16 protein-coding genes are annotated in these 19,022 nt (G+C 63.4%); 13 read left to right on the forward strand and 3 right to left on the reverse strand.

Annotated features, from left to right (window positions below; genetic code table 11):
* Positions 1-205: 205 nt before the first annotated feature.
* Positions 206-973: an SDR family NAD(P)-dependent oxidoreductase gene (locus tag AC4LGL_RS09555; protein ID WP_491838499.1), complete on the forward strand. Its 768-nt coding sequence runs from the start codon at positions 206-208 to the stop codon at positions 971-973.
* Positions 974-1,044: 71 nt separating this feature from the next.
* The gene (poxB, locus tag AC4LGL_RS09560) at positions 1,045-2,781 is read left to right on the forward strand and encodes a ubiquinone-dependent pyruvate dehydrogenase (RefSeq protein WP_491838500.1); all 1,737 of its coding nucleotides are present in this window, start codon (positions 1,045-1,047) and stop codon (positions 2,779-2,781) included.
* A gap of 3 nt (positions 2,782-2,784) precedes the next feature.
* On the opposite strand, the gene AC4LGL_RS09565 is transcribed toward poxB, so the two are convergent.
* Positions 2,785-3,459 carry a winged helix-turn-helix transcriptional regulator gene (locus tag AC4LGL_RS09565; protein ID WP_491838501.1) on the reverse strand — a complete coding sequence of 225 codons (675 nt, stop codon included), beginning with the start codon at positions 3,457-3,459 and terminating at the stop codon, positions 2,785-2,787.
* Between the two features lie 162 nt (positions 3,460-3,621).
* On the opposite strand from AC4LGL_RS09565, the gene AC4LGL_RS09570 reads away from it, so the two are divergent.
* The 3 genes from AC4LGL_RS09570 to AC4LGL_RS09580 all read left to right on the forward strand — a co-directional run bounded on the left by AC4LGL_RS09570 (position 3,622) and on the right by AC4LGL_RS09580 (position 6,114).
* Positions 3,622-4,455 (forward strand): class I SAM-dependent methyltransferase, encoded by an 834-nt coding sequence (locus AC4LGL_RS09570; protein WP_491838502.1) that lies wholly within the window; start codon positions 3,622-3,624, stop codon positions 4,453-4,455.
* Between the two features lie 100 nt (positions 4,456-4,555).
* Positions 4,556-5,560 carry a zinc-binding dehydrogenase gene (locus tag AC4LGL_RS09575; RefSeq protein ID WP_491838503.1) on the forward strand — a complete coding sequence of 335 codons (1,005 nt, stop codon included), beginning with the start codon at positions 4,556-4,558 and terminating at the stop codon, positions 5,558-5,560.
* Between the two features lie 65 nt (positions 5,561-5,625).
* Positions 5,626-6,114: a MarR family winged helix-turn-helix transcriptional regulator gene (locus AC4LGL_RS09580; RefSeq protein WP_157923431.1), complete on the forward strand. Its 489-nt coding sequence runs from the start codon at positions 5,626-5,628 to the stop codon at positions 6,112-6,114.
* 10 nt (positions 6,115-6,124) lie between these two features.
* On the opposite strand, the gene AC4LGL_RS09585 is transcribed toward AC4LGL_RS09580, so the two are convergent.
* Positions 6,125-7,171, reverse strand: a complete 1,047-nt coding sequence (locus AC4LGL_RS09585; RefSeq protein ID WP_491838504.1) for an amidohydrolase family protein — start codon at positions 7,169-7,171, stop codon at positions 6,125-6,127.
* Between the two features lie 193 nt (positions 7,172-7,364).
* Between AC4LGL_RS09585 and AC4LGL_RS09590 the strand changes: the two genes are divergently transcribed.
* Positions 7,365-7,952, forward strand: a complete 588-nt coding sequence (locus AC4LGL_RS09590) for a TetR/AcrR family transcriptional regulator (RefSeq protein WP_491838505.1) — start codon at positions 7,365-7,367, stop codon at positions 7,950-7,952.
* Here AC4LGL_RS09590 and AC4LGL_RS09595 read toward each other — a convergent pair whose 3' ends face one another.
* Positions 7,953-8,894, reverse strand: coding sequence for a fumarylacetoacetate hydrolase family protein (locus tag AC4LGL_RS09595; RefSeq protein ID WP_491838506.1), 942 nt, complete (start codon positions 8,892-8,894; stop codon positions 7,953-7,955).
* A gap of 63 nt (positions 8,895-8,957) precedes the next feature.
* On the opposite strand from AC4LGL_RS09595, the gene AC4LGL_RS09600 reads away from it, so the two are divergent.
* The 7 genes from AC4LGL_RS09600 (at position 8,958) to AC4LGL_RS09630 (ending at position 18,909) form a co-directional block, all read left to right on the forward strand.
* On the forward strand, positions 8,958-9,554 hold the full coding sequence (locus tag AC4LGL_RS09600; protein WP_491838507.1) for a VOC family protein: 597 nt from the start codon (positions 8,958-8,960) through the stop codon (positions 9,552-9,554).
* Between the two features lie 35 nt (positions 9,555-9,589).
* Positions 9,590-10,000 (forward strand): nuclear transport factor 2 family protein, encoded by a 411-nt coding sequence (locus AC4LGL_RS09605; RefSeq protein ID WP_491838508.1) that lies wholly within the window; start codon positions 9,590-9,592, stop codon positions 9,998-10,000.
* Between the two features lie 61 nt (positions 10,001-10,061).
* Complete coding sequence (locus AC4LGL_RS09610; protein WP_491838509.1) at positions 10,062-11,798, forward strand: FAD-dependent monooxygenase; 1,737 nt, start codon at positions 10,062-10,064, stop codon at positions 11,796-11,798.
* Positions 11,795-12,316, forward strand: coding sequence for a YceI family protein (locus tag AC4LGL_RS09615; RefSeq protein ID WP_491838510.1), 522 nt, complete (start codon positions 11,795-11,797; stop codon positions 12,314-12,316). The genes AC4LGL_RS09610 and AC4LGL_RS09615 overlap by 4 nt, the downstream gene beginning before the upstream one ends.
* Complete coding sequence (locus AC4LGL_RS09620) at positions 12,309-15,779, forward strand: indolepyruvate ferredoxin oxidoreductase family protein (protein WP_491838511.1); 3,471 nt, start codon at positions 12,309-12,311, stop codon at positions 15,777-15,779. Before AC4LGL_RS09615 ends, AC4LGL_RS09620 begins: the two co-directional genes overlap by 8 nt.
* Positions 15,776-17,419, forward strand: coding sequence for an AMP-binding protein (locus AC4LGL_RS09625; RefSeq protein WP_491838512.1), 1,644 nt, complete (start codon positions 15,776-15,778; stop codon positions 17,417-17,419). Before AC4LGL_RS09620 ends, AC4LGL_RS09625 begins: the two co-directional genes overlap by 4 nt.
* Positions 17,416-18,909, forward strand: coding sequence for an aldehyde dehydrogenase family protein (locus AC4LGL_RS09630; protein WP_491838513.1), 1,494 nt, complete (start codon positions 17,416-17,418; stop codon positions 18,907-18,909). Before AC4LGL_RS09625 ends, AC4LGL_RS09630 begins: the two co-directional genes overlap by 4 nt.
* The last annotated feature ends 113 nt before the right edge of the window (positions 18,910-19,022 follow it).

The following is a 19,022-nucleotide window of genomic DNA, read 5'->3' on the forward strand; positions in this document are numbered from 1 at the left end:
CGGGCTGGCGGGCAGCGTCGAGGGATTTACGCACGCTCGTCCGCGGCGAGGGTGCGCGAAATGCCGACGATATGCGGTGTGTCGGGGGACAGACACGCACGGTCGCGGTGCAGGGCGACCAAAATAGCGAACCCGAAAGGCTTACGGGAAGGGTTGATGGGATAGGTTGCTTTACGATTTCGGTCATTTTTGGAAAGGAAGCTAGATGGAGATCGAAGGCAAGAAGGCTATCGTCGTCGGCGGCGCGTCGGGCTTCGGCCGCGCGACCGCTGAGACACTGGCCAAGCGCGGCGCCAGCGTGGCTGTGCTGGACCGGCCGCAATCCAAGGGCCAGGAAGTGGCCGACGAGATCGGCGGCTCGTTCTTCCCCGTCGACGTCACCGACTTCGACGGCACCGAAAAGGTGCTGGAAGAGGCCGTGGCCGCCCTGGGTGGCCTGCACATCATCGTGACCACCGCAGGCGGCGGCATCGGCGAGCGCACCATCAAGAAGGACGGTCCGCACAGCCTGGATTCGTTCCGCTCCACCATTGACCTCAACCTGATCGGCACGTTCAACATCAGCCGGCTCGCCGCCTGGCACATGAGCAAGAACGAGCCGGTCGACGAAGAGGCCGAAGAGCGCGGCGTCATCATCAACACCGCCTCCATCGCGGCGTTCGAGGGTCAGATCGGCCAGGTCGCCTACACGGCGTCCAAGGCTGCCATCGCCGGAATGTGCCTGACCATGGCGCGCGACCTGGGCAGCCTGGGAATCCGGGTGCTGGCCATCGCGCCGAGCCTGTTCGCCACCGGCCTGACCGAGGGCATCCCCGACGAGTTCGCCGCGGTGCTCACCAAGGACGCCGCTTTCCCGAAGCGCCTGGGCAAGCCCGAGGAGTACGCCAAACTCGCCGTCGCGATCGCCGAGAACCCCATGCTCAACGGTCAGTGCCTGCGTCTGGACGCCGGCCAGCGCTTCGCCCCCAAGTAGAGTGAATTCCGGCGTGATCGAGGGCGCGCCCCGCGTCAGCGATCACGCCGGAACCCACACCGGGAGGCGTCATGGCGACCATTGCAGACCAAGTCATCTCCGCACTCACACTGAGTGGGGTAAGGCGGGTCTACGGCCTTCCCGGTGACAGTCTCAACGGATTCACCGACGCCATCCGGCGCAGCGGCGAGATCACCTGGCAGCACGTCCGCCACGAGGAGACCGCCGCATTCGCCGCGGCCGCCGACGCCGCACTGACCGGCCAGCTGGCGGTGTGCGCGGGCAGTTGCGGCCCGGGCAATCTGCACTTGATCAACGGGCTGTTCGACGCGCAGCGCAGCCGGGTCCCGGTGCTGGCCATCGCCGCCCACATTCCACGTACCGAGATCGGGTCGGAGTACTTCCAGGAAACCCACCCGCAGGATCTCTTCCGCGAGTGCAGCGTCTACTGCGAACTGGTCAGCACCCCCGAGATGGCGCCGCGCATCCTGGAGATGGCGATGCGAGCGGCCGTCGAGGACAACGGCGTCGCGGTCGTCGTCATCCCCGGCGAGATCTTCCTGCAGCGCACGGGGGAGAGCGCTTGGGCGACGTGTCCGGTGCGACCGACCCGATCGATCGTGCGTCCCGACGACGAGTCGGTGCGTCGGGCCGCCGACATCCTCAACGCCGCCGAGCGTGTCACGATCCTGGGCGGCGCGGGCGTAGCCGGTTCGCATGATGCGCTGATCGAGCTGGCCTCGACGCTGCAGGCGCCGATCGTCCATGCGTTGCGCGGCAAGGAATTCATCGAGTACGACAACCCGTTCGACGTGGGCATGACCGGGCTGCTCGGCTTCGCCTCCGGGTACAAGGCCATCAAAGAGGCCGACACGCTACTGATGCTGGGCACCGACTTTCCGTATCAGCAGTTCTACCCAGAAGGCGCCACCGTCATCCAGGTCGACATCCGTGGTCGCAACCTCGGCCGCCGGACGCCGGTCGATCTGGGCTTGCGCGGCAGCGTCGCCGACACCCTGGCCGCGCTGCAACCGCTGCTGCGGCCCAAGACCACTCGTGAGCACCTCGACCGGTCGCTACGCCACTACCGCAAGACCCGCGCCACGCTCGACTCACTGGCCGTCAACGACCGCGACAAGACCCCGATCCGGCCGGAATATGTTGCCGCACTGGCCAACCGATTGGCCTCCGACGATGCCGTGTTCACCTGTGACGTCGGGTCTCCGGTGGTGTGGGCGGCGCGATACGTGACCATGAACGGCCGCCGCAGGCTGATCGGGTCGTTCAACCACGGCACCATGGCCAACGCGCTCCCGCACGCCATCGGTGCGCAGACCGCGTTGCCGGGCCGGCAGGTGGTCGCGTTGGCCGGCGACGGTGGACTGACCATGCTCTTCGGCGAGCTGGTGACGCTGAGTCAGAACAAGCTGCCGGTGAAGCTGATCGTGTTCAACAACTCATCGCTGAACTTCGTCGAGCTGGAGATGAAGGCCGCCGGCATCGTCACGTTCGGCACCGACCTGGTCAACCCGGACTTCGCCGCGGTGGCCCAGGCCATGGGAATGTTCGGCCGTCGTGTCACCGAACCGGGTGAGTTGGAACGGGCCCTGACCGATGCCTTCTCCCACGACGGCCCCGCACTCGTCGACGTACATACCGCACGTCAGGAGCTGTCGATACCTCCGGCGATCACCGTCGAACAGGCAAAAGGCTTCTCGCTCTACGCGATCCGCACCATCCTGGCCGGGCGCGCCGACGAACTCCTGGACCTGGTCACCACCAACGTCGCCCGCCGCATCCTGGACTGACGCTCAAGCCGGCCGAGGAATGGCGGCCGCCGTGCTCTGGCCCAGCCATCTCGGGATGGCCCGGCGAACATCGGCGGATCCTGACAACGCGACACTGCCGTCGAGCACCGCCCGGGCCCAGCCGACATCGCCGCGCCAGATCTCGACCAGGGCGCGCAGGTCGGCCTGCACGGTCCCGGCCAGCTCGTAGCCAGGATCGAAATCGCAGACGTCGGCCTGCCCGTCGCTCACCGTCAGCCACCACCTGGACGCTTTGGGGTCGACGCCGTCGAGGATGAACGCGACGGTGGTGCGCGACCGCGGCCAGTCGGCGATGGGGATGGTGCGGCGCATGTCCCACATCAGCAGGTGCGGATCGAGATCCTGCTCGCCGAGCTCACCGATCCACCGCACCCCCCACGACCCGAGCGCGTCCACCACCCCGGCGAGTTCCTGCCCGCACGGGGTCAGCGAATAGCTCGTCCGCCCATCGATCTCAGAACGCTCGATCACCCCGGCGCGGGTCAGCGACTTCAGCCGCTTGGACAACAGCGCGGGAGACATCTTCGGTACCCCGCGACGCAGCTCGTTGAAGTGCGCGCTGCCCCGCAGCAGTTCCCGGACCACCAGCAAGGTCCAGCGTTCGTCGAGCAATTCCATGGCCTTGGCCACGGGACAGAACTGGCCATACGTCGACATCGGCGGTCTTCCCTCCCCGGACAGTGCACGGCTTTCTAAGTACACCGCTGTCGAGGCTCCGAAGCCAGTACAGATCCAGAACCCGGCCCGCTACAGATCTGGTACTGGATTGCCCAGGCCGTATGGGTTGACGATGAAGCCACGCCGCGAGAGGAGCCCGCCATGAATGTCACGACCTCCGACAGGGAACTTGAGGCCAAACACCGGGCGCTGTGGGCGCTCGGTGACTACGCGGCGATCGCCGCGCACATCGTGCGTCCACTGGGGCCCGTCCTGGTGGACGCCAGTGGCATCGGGCCCGGTGACCGCGTACTCGACGTGGCCGCCGGCACCGGCAACGTCGCCATCCCCGCCGCCGCGACGGGCGCGCGGGTGACGGCTAGTGACCTGTGTCCGGAGCTTGTCGACGAGGGACGCCGGTTGACTGCGGAGGCCGGGTTGACCATCGACTGGGCCGAGGCCAACGCCGAGGCGTTGCCCTATGCCGACGCTTCGTTCGACACGGTGCTTTCCTGTATCGGGGTGATGTTTGCTCCGCACCATCAGCAGGCCGCGGATGAACTGCTGCGTGTGACGCGCCCGGGCGGCCGGATCGGCCTGATCTCGTGGACTCCGGAGGGATTCATCGGCCAGTTGTTCGCCACCATGAAGCCGTACGTGCCCGCGCCGCCTGCCGGTGTGTCCCCGCCGCCCCGATGGGGCGACGAACAGTACGTGCGCGCCCTGCTGGGCGAACGGGTCGGCGAGTTGACCTGTGAACGGAGGGAATTGGACGTCACCGCTTACCCCGACGGCGCAGCATTCCGTGATCATTTCAAGGCCAACTACGGCCCCACGATCTCTGCCTACCGGGCCATCGCCGGTGACGCCGATCGGGTCGCGGCACTCGACGCCGAGATCGCTGCGCTCGGCGACCGGTTTCTCACCGATTCTTGGATGCCGTGGGAATACCTGTTGGTGAGTACCCGCAAGTTGACGCCGCGGGTTCAGATGTAACCTCTGCCGCCTTGATTTATTTGCCTAGCCACGTAACTATGTGGCTAGGCAATAATTGTCTAGCCACATATCGACGGCGGGTCGGCGAGCAGGAGGAGCCATGCGAGCAGTAGTGATCACCAAAAAGGGCGGGCCATCGGTCCTGCAACTGCAGGAGTGGCCTGATCCGCCGGCTCCTGAAAGGGGCAGCGTCCGTATCGCGGTGCGAGCCGCCGGTGTGAACTTCGCGGACGCGTTGTACCGCGTAGGACTCAATCCCGTGTCGCCCGAGATTCCCTTTGTTCCCGGATTCGACGTGGCGGGAATCGTCGAGGCGGTGGGCGAGGGCGTCGACACGGCCTTGCTGGGCCGTCGAGTCTTTGCGGGGACGCGTTACGGAGGCTATGCCGAGATAGCCGATGTCGGTGCCGATGACGTTGCCGTACTGCCAGACGAGCTGAGTTTCGAACAAGGCGGGGCGATCTTCACCAACTACGCAACGGCATGGGAGGGACTGTTCGGGTCCGGGCATCTGCGCGCTGGTCAGCGCGTCCTCGTCCACGCTGCCGCCGGCGGCGTGGGCATCGCGGCGGTACAGCTGGCGAAGGCTGCTGGTGCGGAGGTGCACGGCACCGCGTCGCCGTCGAAGCATGGCCGGTTGCGCGATCTGGGGGTCGACCGCACCATCGATTACCGTCAAGACGGGTGGTGGGAGGGCCTGACGTCCTACGACGTCATTCTCGAAGCCATCGGGGGAACATCGTTGCGAAGGTCCTACCGGCTGCTTCGTCCCGGCGGCCGTGTCATCACCTACGGAGCATCGTCGCTTCTGCGGGGCGAACAGCGTTCACTTCGTACCGCGATGCCGCAGGCCCTGGCAATGATGCGCGGGTTCAACCTCCTGAAACAACTTGATGAGTCAAAAACGGTGGTGGGCCTGAACATCATGGGGCTCTGGGAAGAACGCGGGTCGCTACGGTCATGGCTCGAACCGCTCGAACGCAAACTGGCGGACGGATCGATTCAGCCCGTCGTTCACGCCGCCGTGCCCTTTGCCGACGCGCCCGAAGCGCACCGTATTCTGGCCGCCCGCAAGAATTTCGGGAAAGTGGTGTTGATTCCATAAGTCGTGTAGCTGGCCACATATATTGCCAACAACCCTCGCGACCCCGCTCACTCCAGGAGATGACGATGCGACCGAATCCGCCAGACCTCGAGGCCATTCGACGCACCGAGACCGTGAAGGTGGCGCCGATCGCCTTCGGGATCTTCGCGTTGTCGCGCGCGTTCCACGGATGGGGGTCGGAAATGCTGTTGGAACTGGGCTTGCATCCCGGTCAGGAACTCATCCTGATGCAGCTCTACGACCGGGACGGTCAGACTCAATCAGAGCTACAGCAGGCCCTCGGCGTGGATCACTCGACGATCTCGCGGGCGATCAAGCGCATGCAGCTCAGCGAGCTGGTGGCGCGGGCGGCTTCCGACAATGACCGTCGCGCCAAAGAGGTGTGGCTGACCGACAAAGGCCTAGCGCTGCGCAAGCCTCTCGAACGGCTGTGGACGTCGCTCGAGCAGTGTGCGATTGAGGCTGTGCCTCCGAGCCGGCGCGCGGAGTTCGCAAGGTCGGTCGCCAAACTCGAGCAGACCTACACCTCCGCCCGCCGCGCTCGGGAGCGCTAGTGGCCGAGATTCACATTCGCATCAACTGCTCTGCGTTGCGGTGAGCGATCGCATGGCGCTGGTCATCGGTGAGGTCGGATTGGACCAGGAAGTCCGCCACATCGTCACGTACGAGGTAGGGAAAGTCCTCGGAGTGAATGATCCGGTCGGCGCCGACCTCGGCAAGGATGTACTGCAGCTGATTGCCGCTGTACATTCCTGACGGCGTGACCCATACGTGGTCGCGGTAGTAGTCACTCACAGTTCGTTCGAGGTAACGGGTCTTCGCGAACGTTCCGTCGAGGCGCTCGAGCCATCCGGCGGCGAATTCGCCCCAGTGACCGCTCAGTAGTTTCAGCTTCGGATGCCGGTCCAGCGCGCCGGACAGGATGAGCCTGATGATGTGTATGCCCGCTTCCATGTGCCATCCGAAGGCGTGGGTGGCGAAGGTGAAATGCACTGCGGCCGGCCAATTGCCGGCGTAAGGAATGATTGATGCCGGACCATCGGGCATCCCGGGGTGCACGTAGATGGGAAGGTCCACCTCCTCGGCTGCGGCCAGGATGGGATCAAAGCGTTCGTCATCCAGGAATCGGCCGCCGCAGGTTCCGGTGATCAAGGTTCCCACGAACCCGAGTTCGTTCACGCACCGCTTCATCTCATCTGCTGCAGCGGCGGGATCGTGCAGGGGAATAGTGGCGAACCCGCGGAATCGCGTCGGGTGCTCTGAAATTTGTTGTGCCAGGCGGTCATTGACCTTCCGGCAGAGGTCGACAGCCTCAGGGTGATCAAGGTTGTTCGGACTGAATGCGCCGTGTGACACGACTTGGACGTCGATCCCGGCCCGGTCCATGTGGGCAAGCCTGTTGCCCCCGAGTTGTTCGGCCGAATCCCGATCGGGCATGAATTCTTCCTGAATGAAGGTGGCGAATCCGTCGTCGGGCGCCACCGGCAGCGGTCCCGATAACGCCCGAACTTCCGCGCTGACCTCGGGGTGGTGGAAGTGTTCCTCGACGGTGATGACCCGCAACGATTCCATGATTGATAGACTAATAAATAAAATTGATTGTGTAAACAACGTGCTCCAGCGTTCCCTCTGGCGCGGGCCAAACTGCCGTCATGGCATCGGCTCTGCCATTCTGGGAACGTCGGAACCGAGGAGGGAACTTCGAATGTCAGCTGCAGCGTCACGCCGGAGCGGCCGCGGCGGCAAACCGGCGCAGTCGTCCGAACCGTCGCAGCGGGGCGCCAACAACACCCGAGATGTGATCTTGGAGACGGCGATCGACTGTTTCGCTCGATCTGGCTACGAAGGCACGTCCATGTCTGCCGTCGCGCGCGCCGCTGGTGTTGCGCAGCCGCTGATGCACTATTACTTCACTTCAAAGGACGATCTCTGGCGGGCGGCGGTCGGTAGGGCCTTCAACGAGATGTTGGTGCAGCAGGAGCTCAATCATGAGCTCAAGGAGCTAGACCCCGTCTCGGCGCTGCAGGTGCTGATTCGACGGCACATCTCCTTCCTGGCCCGACATCCCAACGTCGCCCCCTTGCTCGCGAGTGAATCGCAGTTCGCGACAGAGCGGGTCCACTGGCTCTCCGACACCTACATCGCCCCGTTGGAGGAGCACCTCGCGAAGTTGATCAAGCTCGGCCAGCAGGATGGTCGAATCCGGGACGACCTCCCGATTCCGTACGTCGCACGCTTCATCATCGGCAGCGCATCGGCGTTCTTCATGACGGGCGCGTTGATGGAGCGGATGTACGACATCGATACCGCGGATCCCGACGCAGTCGAGACGTACACACGGGTCACGATCGATCTGTTGTTGGGTGGACTGCTGACCACCAAGCACCGTTGATCACGCTGGTGCGGGACCTGGGTCGCTGGTGGGTGAGTGGGTGGCAACGCTATTGCTCAGCGTGCCGATGCCCCCAATCTCGATTTCGACGATGTCCCCGGGCCGGAGGAAGCGGCCGGCTGCTGCGCCGACGCCCGATGGCGTCCCGGTGCAGATCACGTCACCTGGTAGCAAGGTGACCATTCTTGAGACCGTCGACACGAGCGTGGGAATGTCGAATATTAAATCGCTTGTCCTGCCTTGCTGTTGAACTTCGCCGTTAACTCTGGTGGTCAGACCGATGTCCAGCGGCAAGGAGAACGAGTCCATCGTCACCACCGCGGGGCCGATCGGCTTGAACGTGTCCATCGCCTTTGAGAGGCCAAGGCCGGCCGAGCCTGGTTCGCCTAGGGCGGCCGCCTGTAGATCCCGGGCCGATACGTCGTTGACGCACGTCAGCCCGCCGACGTAGTCCCAAGCATCTTCGGCTGAGACGTTGTATGCGGCGCGCGCGATCACCACGCCGACCTCGCCCTCGTAATCGACATGGTCTGGTGCTGCCGGCGGAAGGATGATCTGGTCGCCGGGGCCGGCCACCGGTCCGCCGTCGACGCAGAAGAATGTCGGCTCGGCGGGAATCCCTAACCCGGTCTCGGTCGCATGTGCGCGATAGTTCAGTCCGACGACGACGAAGCGGCACGGCTTGGCCACTGGCGCAAGCACATTGACATCTTCGAATGTCACACGGGCGCGGATGGGTGCGGTCGAGGCCAGCGTAGGACCGGCCTCGAATAGTGCCGCTATATCTGCATACGGCAGATCGAGCAGCAGCAGGCCGTCCCCGTCGTTGCGTGCGAGTCCCAGGGACGTTCGGTAGAGGTGCATGACTTCTTGCCTTTCATGTGATTCGCGCAGTGCGTCACCGCGTTGCGCGCTTCGTCGGGTCTTGACGAAGCCGTCCACGTCAATCTAGTTTGATAAACCTATCAAGAAAAATGATGAAGTAAACAAATATCGGAGGTTGCAGTGCCACAGGAAGCTCCCCAGGAAACCGTGGAGACCACGGCGTCCATCAGCCCGGCACGGCTGGCGCACGTGGTCCTGCGCACCACGCAATACGACGCGATGCTCGCTTGGTACCAAGCGGTGCTCTGCGCCTGGCCGACATTCGAGGTTCCGGGTGCACTGTGTTTCATGACTTACGACGACGAACACCACCGAGTCGCGATCGCCAACGTGCCCACCCTGGCGGAACGGCCGGACATGGCTGTCGGACTTGAGCATGTCGCGTTCACCTACGGCACCCTGGGTGATCTCGTCGCGACCTACGAGCGGCTGAAATCGCTTGGGATCGAGCCTTACTGGACCATCAACCACGGCCCGACCATCTCGTTCTACTACCGGGACCCGGACGGCAATCAGATCGAACTACAAGTTGACAACTTCGCCACCATCGAAGAAACCAATGCCTTTCTCGCCGTCGAGTTTCCGAAGAATCCGATCGGCGTAGAGATCGATCCCGACGACTTCGTACGCCGATTCCACAGCGGGACCCCCGAATCCGAGCTGCGTAAGCGGCCCGACACCGGAGCGGGCGGGTTCGATGCCGTCCGTACGAAATGAGCGGTACCGGCATGCACACCGAACCCAATTCCCCTGTGAACGACGAAACACGCCGCGCGATCGAGGCCCTGTCCACCGAGTACTCGTGGCTCGTCGACCACGGATACGCCGACCGGGCAGCAGAACTGTTCACCGATGATGCCGTGCTTTCGACGGGAGCCCATGACGCCAGCGGGATCGTCGACATCCGCCGACACCTGGGCGAGCGGGCTCAGAACCGTGACATCCGGTCTCGCCATGTGGTGACCAACATCCGGCTGCTCGGTGAAGGTCCGGAGCAGGTACGCGGAACGCTTGTCATGACCATCTACCGCAGCATCGGCGAGTCTGCCCGGCCCCACATGATCATCGGCGACGTCGAGGATCTGTACCGACTCGGAACCGATGGCCGTTGGCGCCTTGCGGAACGCAAGCTGACGCCGACTTTCCTCATCGGTGACCTCTGACGCCGACCATCACCCCCACCTGAGTACCCGCCCTCTTTCGGCGACCCAAAAGGAGATAGCAGTGGCAGACTTTGAAGTTCCGGTGTTGATCGTCGGTGGCGGCGCAACCGGTCTGACGACATCGATCATGTTGTCGGAATACGGCATTGACCACATGCTCATCGAGCGCCACGATTCGACATCCGAACTGCCCAAAGCTCACTACCTGAATCCGCGCACGATGGAGATTCTGCGCCAGTTCGACGTCGCCGAGGCGGTGTATGCACAAGGTATCCCGCTGAACCACATGTCGAAGGTCGAGTGGCGCACAACTCTCACCGGTCAAGGGCCATTCGATGGCAAGCAGCTCTTCGAAATGGAGTGCTTCGGCGCCGGCGACTCCACCGCCGAGTACCGGCGCAATTCGGTATGCCCGCCCACGAACCTGCCGCAGCTGCGCCTCGAGCCGGTGCTGCGCGCCCAGGCGCAATCCCGTAACCCCGCCGGCGTGAAGTTCGGGCACGAGTTGATCACGCTGGTCCACGACGACCAGGGGGTCAACGCAACGGTACGAGATCTGGCCGATGACGAAGTCCATTCGGTCCGTGCGCAATACGTTGTCGGCGCCGACGGGGGCAAGACGCTCGGGCAACTTCTCGGAATTGCCATGGTCGGTCCGTCCAAGATTTTCGAAACCATCACCGCGCACATCTGCGCAGACCTCTCCTCATGGTGGAACGAGGGCGTCATCATCGCTCATTTCCTGCCGAGCGGCGGGCGCCTGGTTCCGATGGGTCCCACCTGGGGGCCAAGCTCGCAGGAATGGACAGCGCACTTCGCAGTACTTCCCGGTGAACCCGTGCCCGCTGACGCGGCGATCGTGGCGAAGATCGGTGAACTGATCGGCACCGACATCGACATCACGGTCAAGAAGATCAGCCATTGGTGGGCCGAGTCCACGATCGCGGAACGCTATCAGGACGGTCGCATTCTCTTGGTCGGCGACTCCGCCCATCGTCTCCCACCGACCACCGGTCTCGGTCTCAACTCCGGTATCCAAGACGTGCACAACCTCGCCTGGAAGCTCACCGCTGTGCTTCGGGGGGACGCACCACCACGCCTGCTGGAGAGTTATGGGGCAGAACGTCAACCGGTCGGCCTTCGCAACGTCGAGTGGGCCATGTTCGCGGCCCAGAATCACCTCGCCATCGACGCCGGATTCGGGCTCATCCCGTTTCCATTGCCACCCGAGGTGGACGCGTTGATCGTCAGCGGCTTTTTCGCCGACGGACTGGTGGGGGAGGCGCGGCGAGCACGTTTCCGCACCGTCGTCGAGACCCAGTGCATCGAGTTCTGCGCACAAGAACTCGAGATGGGATATGCGTACGCCGGCGGGGCGCTCGTGGCCGACGGGTCCACGCCACCCATAGGTGATCCGCTCGGCCAGGTCTATCACCCCACGACACGCCCGGGCCATCGACTGCCCCATGCCTGGCTGGAGCAGGCCGGCCAACGTTTGTCCACTCACGATCTCATCGGCGCCCGAGACGCCGGCGTGCTCATCACCGGTAGCCGAGGCAGTGCGTGGGTCGCCGCGGCCGCCGAGGTCGCCGAGAAGTTGGGCGTGCGCATCGCGACGGCCCAAATCGGCACCACGCACCGCGACGTCGACGGCCAATGGGACATCATGTGTGAAGTCGACGACGACGGTGCCGTGCTCGTCCGCCCCGACAACCACGTTGCGTGGCGGAGTCAGTCGTCCAGCGATCAGCCGGTCCTGGCGCTCGCTGCAGCTGTGGAAGCGGTGCTCGCCCGGTGACCGGTGGGCAGTACGTCGGGTCGCAAACAGAGCAGCCTCTTTGGCGGGTGGACCCGGCAGTGTCGAAGATCTGGTTCGAAGCTCGCTGGATGTTCGGAATATTCACAGCCATAGGTGTTTTCGAGTGTTTCGACGGCTGGGCATCGATGCAAGATGATGGCTCGCTGCTCGGTGAGCTGACCATAGACCCGGCGAGTGTCAACACGGGCAACCGGCTCCGGGACCACGATCTGCAAAACCGGTTCTTTCTCGACTCGGCCAAATTTCCGGTCATCAGGTTCAGCTCGCAGGACGTCACCGTCACGAGCCGAACGATCACCGGTACCGGACGGCTGTCGGTGCGCGGCCGAAGCATCGAAGTTCCCGTCCACGGAACGGCCCGCGTCGACGCCGATCACCTGACCATGTCGGGAAGCGCGACTCTTGACATTCGACAGTTCGGCTGGCTCTCAGCCCTGGGGTACATCAGGCGGTCGCTCGTCATCAACGGTGCGTTGTCACTGGGGCGCCATGAATAGCGGCGTGTCACATCCTCTGGCGCAGAGCGTGCCGGCGCGCCACGCAGAGAACTTGGACGATCGTTATCTACTCGCTGACGGCACGGTGTACCTCACCGGAATTCAGGCCCTCGTCCGCATGATCCGCGACCGCGCCCTGGTCGATGCGCGCCGCGGGCTTCGATCGGCAAGTTTCGTGGCCGGCTACGAAGGGTCACCGCTCGCCGGTTACGACATCGAGTTGGCGCGGCGGCTCACATTGTTCGGTGACGTCGAAATCGTTCACCGCCCAGCGGTCAACGAAGAACTGGCGGCGACCTCCGTCGCAGGAACGCAACTCGCCCGTCAGGCCGGATCCCTGCGACCCGACGGAGTGACGGGTTACTGGTACGGCAAATCGCCAGGGCTGGACCGTGCTTCCGATGCCATCCGGCATGCCAACCTGATCGGCACCGATCCCGCGGGTGGCGCGGTGGCCCTCATCGGTGACGACCCGGCAGGAAAGTCGTCGACCTACCCCTGCTCGTCAGAGGTGGCCGTCAGCGATCTGTACCTACCGACCCTGTATCCCGCCGATTCTCAAGACATTCTGGACTTCGGGATCCACGCGGCTCATCTGTCCCGATTCACCGGAACCTGGTCCGCACTCAAGATCACCACCGCAGTTGCCGATGGTGCGAGCACCGCGGTCGTCAACCCGGACCGGATCAACCCGACGATCGCAGGTCTCGAACCCAGCACGCACCGGCCGTCGGCCATGCTGATCGGCGCGAACCTTGCGGCACTGGAACACAGCCTTCTCACCCGACGATTTCCACGAGCGTTGGACTACGCGCAAGCCAACGGCCTCAACGTCATCACCGAGACGACCGCCGACGACCGAATCGGTGTCATCGCCGCAGGCAAGACGTACCTGGACGTGCGCGAGGCGCTGGAGCGGCTGGGACTGGGAGATTCGCAAAGCTTGGCACGCCACGGAATCAGGTTGATCAAGCTCGGCATGGTGAATCCGGTGGACCCACAGATCGTCCGCCGTTTCGCACAAGGCCTCGAAGAAATCATCGTGGTCGAAGAGAAGCGCTCGTTCATCGAGACCGCGGTCAGGGAAATCCTGTACGCAAGGGCGGACGCCCCGGTGATCGTCGGAAAGTCCGACCATGCCGGCCGTGCCCTCTTCTCGCCGTCCGGTGAGCTCGACGTCGACCGGGTGATCGGGGGTCTGGCGCGTCGACTCGGCGAGGGTCACCACATCGAACCGGCGCAGCGATGGATCGAACGTCCGCGCCCGCCTGCTCGAATCGAGTTACCCGTGATCGCGCGCACGCCCTACTTCTGTTCCGGTTGCCCACATAACAGCTCCACCCGCACTGCCGAGGACACCCTCGTCGGCGCCGGCATCGGATGCCACGGCCTTGTCATGGTGATGGACGAGGGGCAGGCCGGCCACGTCCTCGGTGTCACTCAAATGGGAGGTGAAGGCGCCCAATGGATCGGAATGGCACCGTTCATCGATCGAGACCACCTTGTGCAGAACATCGGTGACGGCACATTCACGCACTCGGGAAGCCTCGCCGTGCGCGCCGCTGTCGCAGCCGGCATCAACATCACCTACCGACTGCTGTACAACTCTGCCGTCGCGATGACCGGGGGCCAGGATCCGATCGGGGGAATGCCACTCAGCCGCGTGATCGATTCACTGTGGGCGGAAGGGGTTTCCGACATCGTGGTGACCACCGACGACGTCCGGCGAACCCGTAGGCAGGCTCGACTCGGTCGGGATGTCATTGTCAAGCATCGCGACGAGCTCGAGAAAGAGCAAGCCCGCCTCGCCGCTGTGAATGGGGTCACCGTGCTGATTCATGACCAGGAGTGCGCGGCGGAAAAGCGGCGAAAGCGCAAGCGCGGTCTGATGCCAACACCTGCCGAGCGGGTCGTTATCAACCAGCGCATCTGCGAAGGATGCGGCGACTGCGGGGTCCAATCGAATTGTCTGTCGGTCAGACCCGTACAGACCGAATTCGGTCGCAAGACTGAAATCCACCAGTCATCCTGCAATCTCGACTTCTCCTGCTTACACGGGGACTGCCCGTCCTTTGTCACCGTCATTCCCGACGAACACGCGAAACGGGCACCGGCCCCCGGCGTAGAAGACATCGACGCCGATTTGATTCCGTTACCACTCACCGCAACGCCGACCGAGGCGCAGATACGCATCGTTGGAATCGGTGGCACCGGAATCGTCACCATCGCACAACTTCTGGCGACGGCCGCTGCCTTGGAGGGCAAGCATGTGCGCAGCCTCGATCAGACCGGGCTGGCGCAGAAGGGCGGCGCCGTCATCTCCGATCTCAAGGTCTCGTTACAGCCAGTCTTGCGACCGGGCAAGCTCAGCGCACAGTCCTGCGACCTCTACCTGGTGTCTGATCCGTTGGCCGGAACCGACGCGGCCAACCTCAAGGTGCTGTCGCGGCAGCGCACCGTGGCGGTTGTCTCGTCGGCGCAGATCCCCACCGGTCAGATGGTCATCGACACGTCGTTGAAGCTTCCGGACTTCGCCGACATGCACGCGGCGATCATGCAGGAAACCAGCCGCTGCGTGTCGCTGAATGCCGGCGAGCTGGCGCGCGAAGCACTCGGGGATGAGCAGTTCAGCAACGTCGTGATGCTCGGAGTAGCGTTCCAGACCGGCCGGCTGCCCTTGTCGAGCGAAGCCATCGAACGCGCCATCGAAATCAATGGCGTTGACGTTCACCGCAATCATCAGGCGTTCCGCCTGGGCCGACGGCAGGTGGCGCACGGCGCCGACAGCGATCCATCGCCACAAACCTCCAGCGGGGGCGAACACAGCACTTCCGAAGTCGACCTGCAGCGCCTGATCGATCGCCGAGTCGCAGATCTCATCGAGTATCAGGCTTTCGGCTACGCCGAGTTCTACCGGAAGCAGATCGAGCGGGTACGTGAAGCCGAACGTCGTGTCAGACCAGATTCGACGGCGCTTGCCGAGGCAGCAGCACGGTACCTCTACAAGCTGATGGCGTACAAGGACGAATACGAAGTCGCCCGACTCGCATTGGATCCCGAGTTCAAATCGAGTGTCAAACAGCAGTTCGGTGCTACCAGCAAAGCCTATATTCACCTGCACCCACCGGTTATTCGTGCGTTGGGCATGCGTAACAAGCTCCGACTGGGCAACCGGTTCACGCCTGCCTTTCGGCTCCTGAAGGCGATGCGTCGACTGCGCGGAACTCCGTTGGACATCTTCGGCTACACAGGTGTTCGCCGGTTGGAACGCGAGCTCATCGGCGAGTACACCACGATCCTGCACAGGCTGACTGCGGAGCTGACCACCGGCAATCACTCCACCGCGGTCGCGATCGCGAAGCTTCCCGACGGAATTCGCGGCTATGAACAGATCAAGCTTGACAACGTCGATCGCTATCGCAGCCAGGTCGCCACCCTTCTCGAGGAATTCGACACGTTATGAACACCAGAGTTCTGCACCAGCCCAACCACAATGGACACCTTCTCAGCGAGGCGCTCCGTCGACATGCGGATGCCCCGATGCTCACGTCAGGGCTCATCACGCTGACGGGTCGTCAACTGAGCGACGAAATCAGCAGGTACATGCAAGCGGTCGACTCACTGGCCGTCCAGGCTGATTCGTTCGTTGCGGTGCTCGCCTACAACCGCCCTGAGGTCTTGATCGACATTGCGGCAATGCACATTCGCGGCTATCGGCGCGTAGCGTTGCATCCGCTTGGCTCACTCGACGACCACGCTTACATTCTCGAAGATGCCGGCGTCACCTCACTGATCATCGATCCGACGCCGGCTTATGCGCAGCGCGCACTCGCACTCATCGAGCGGGTGGAATCACTGTGTCAAATTCTGACGCTCGGCCCCGTGCCCGAAGAGCTGTCCCACGTCGCAACGGACCTCTGTGCGCAGGCGGCGACGTTCGTACCGCAACCACTGGTTGTCGTCCCTCTGCCGCCTGAACACATTGTCAGTCTGGTGTATACCGGCGGCACGACAGGACGGCCGAAGGGCGTCGTGCTCACGGCGGGCACCTATTTCACGATGACGACAATCCAACTGGCGGAATGGGAGTGGCCGAAGCGCCCCCAGTTCCTCACCTGTACGCCACTCTCGCACGCCGGCGCGACCTTCATCGTCCCCGTAATGGTCAAGGGGGGAACGGTAGCCCTACTTCCCAGATTCGATGCAGCCGCAGTGCTTGAGACGATCGAGAAGAGACGGATCACGGCGCTGATGCTCGTCCCGTCGATGATCTACTCGCTCCTGGATCACCCCGACCTCCGTACCCGCGACCTATCGTCGCTCGAGACGATCTACTATGGCGCCTCCGCAATCAGCCCGACACGGCTGGACGAGGCGATCGAGCACTTCGGTCCGAAATTCGCCCAGTTCTATGGCCAATCCGAGGCTCCGATGGCCATCACCTATCTGCCCACCGACGAACACCAGAAACAACGCCGCACCTCTTGTGGACGGCCGACACAGTTCTCACGCTGCACGCTTCTGAGCGAAGACGGTCAACCGGTGCCGCAAGGTGAGGTCGGTGAAATCTGTGTCAGCGGACCACTACTCAGTCACGGCTACTGGAATCAAGGCCAGATGACCGAGGACACTTTCCGGGACGGTTGGCTGCACACCGGAGATCTCGCTCGTGAAGACCCGGACGGCTACTGGTACATCGTGGACCGGGTCAAAGACATGATCATCACGGGCGGATTCAACGTCTATCCACGGGAAGTGGAGGACATCGTCGCGGAACACCCTGCCGTACAGCAGGTCTGCGTCGTCGGAACGCCGGATGACAAGTGGGGGGAGGCGGTTACCGCGGTGATCGTCTTGCGCGCGAAATCCGCCCGGGACGACGGGTACATCGCGGTTCTCACTTCGGAGATCCGCGCAGCAGTCCGAAGCCGCAAGGGGCCGGTTCACTCACCGAAGAGAGTGGTGGTAGTGGACGCCATTCCGCTCACCGGGCTGGGGAAACCGGACAAGAAAGCAGTACGCGGCCTCCTTGAGAGTTTCTTGGCCGCAGGGCGATCAATCGAACCAGCAAATAACCCAACGATGACAGGAGCCCACGAATGAGCGCGATCGACATCGCGACGGAAGCAGCTGTTCCCGCCCGGCACTGGATCAATGCGCAATGGACGGAATCCCGAACAACCGCACAATCCATCAACCCGTCAACCGGCGAAGCCGTCGGACACTATCAAGACGGCGGCGACGACGAAGCAGCGGCTGCCATCACCGCCGCCAGCGCCGCTTTCGAGACGGGGGAGTGGGCCCGCGATGTGAACCAGCGGGCACGTGCCCTATCTCAGATTGCTGATGGCGTGGAAGCGAGATCGTACGAACTTGCGTCGATGATGAGTCAAGAGAATGGCATGTTGTTGTGGCAGACGATGTTCCAGGTCGGCACCGCCGTCCAGTGGTTGCGCTACAACGCCGCGGCATGCCTCATCAGCTCAGATGTGGGGCGTCATGCCGAAATCGGCGCGGACGTGCACTTCCGCTCCATTCCAGAGGCTCTTGGAGTCGCGGGGATCATCACGCCCTGGAATGCGCCGATCACCCTGACCGTGAGGGCCTTGGGGCCTGCTTTGGCTGCGGGGTGCACGGCGGTCATCAAGATGCCGGCGCAGACGGCGCTGACCAACACCCTTTTCGCGGAGATCATCGCTGAGTGCTCGGCCATTCCAGCCGGAGTGGTGAATATTTTCACCGAATCGGGTAGTCGCGGTGCGGAGTTGATGGTGAGCTCGCCGAAAGTGGCAGTGATCAGCTACACGGGCAGTACACCGGTCGGCCGGAAGATCGTTGAAGCGAGTGCTGCCACCCTCAAACGGCTCAATCTCGAGCTGGGTGGCAAGACTCCGTTGATTCTGCTCGACGACGCCGATCTCGACGTCGCGATCCCAACCGTGGTGTCTGCCGCAACGATGTTCAACGGCCAGTTCTGCGTCACCGGATCACGGGTGCTCGTGCACCGCGCCATTGCCGATGAGGTCCGGGCTCGGCTCAGTGAGGCACTGGCCGCGATACAGCCCGGTCGAAGCGATGACCCCGCTAGCCAGATCGGACCGTTGATCGACAGGGCGAGCGCAGAGCGCGTCGACCGATTGGTGGAAGATGCTCTCGGGCATGCCGTGCCATTGGTCCGGGGCGGACTCATCACTGATGGGCCGCTGGCCTCCGGGGCGTTCTACCGCCCCACACTGCTCGAAGTGCAGCGGCTCGACATCCCGGTGGTTCAACAGGAACTATTCGGTCCGGTGCAGACATTCGAACTTTTCGATTCCGACGCTGAAGCCGTTCATCGGGCAAATGCAACCGAATATGGTTTGGGTGCAGCGGTATTCACGCGTAAGCCGGGCCGCGCCCATGCCATCGGCCGTGGTTTACAGACCGCCGGTGTATGGATCAATACCTGGGGACTGTTGAACGAGAAGTTCGAGCAGGGCGGGTTCAAGGCGAGCAGCAACGGAGGTTTCCTGTGCGGTCCACGTGCTCTCGAGCAGTTCCAGCAGGTCAAAGTGTATGGGGAAGTTGCTCCCGCGCCAGTGGTTTCGTCTTAGATCAGATACCCAGAAGCTCTAGGACGGTACCTGCACACCGCGATCACCCCGGAGATGGAGGGGTGCGCCGGGCCGTGCGCATACGAGCGAGCAACAATTCTGAAAGAGAATGA

Source organism: Mycolicibacterium arcueilense (assembly GCF_058536225.1).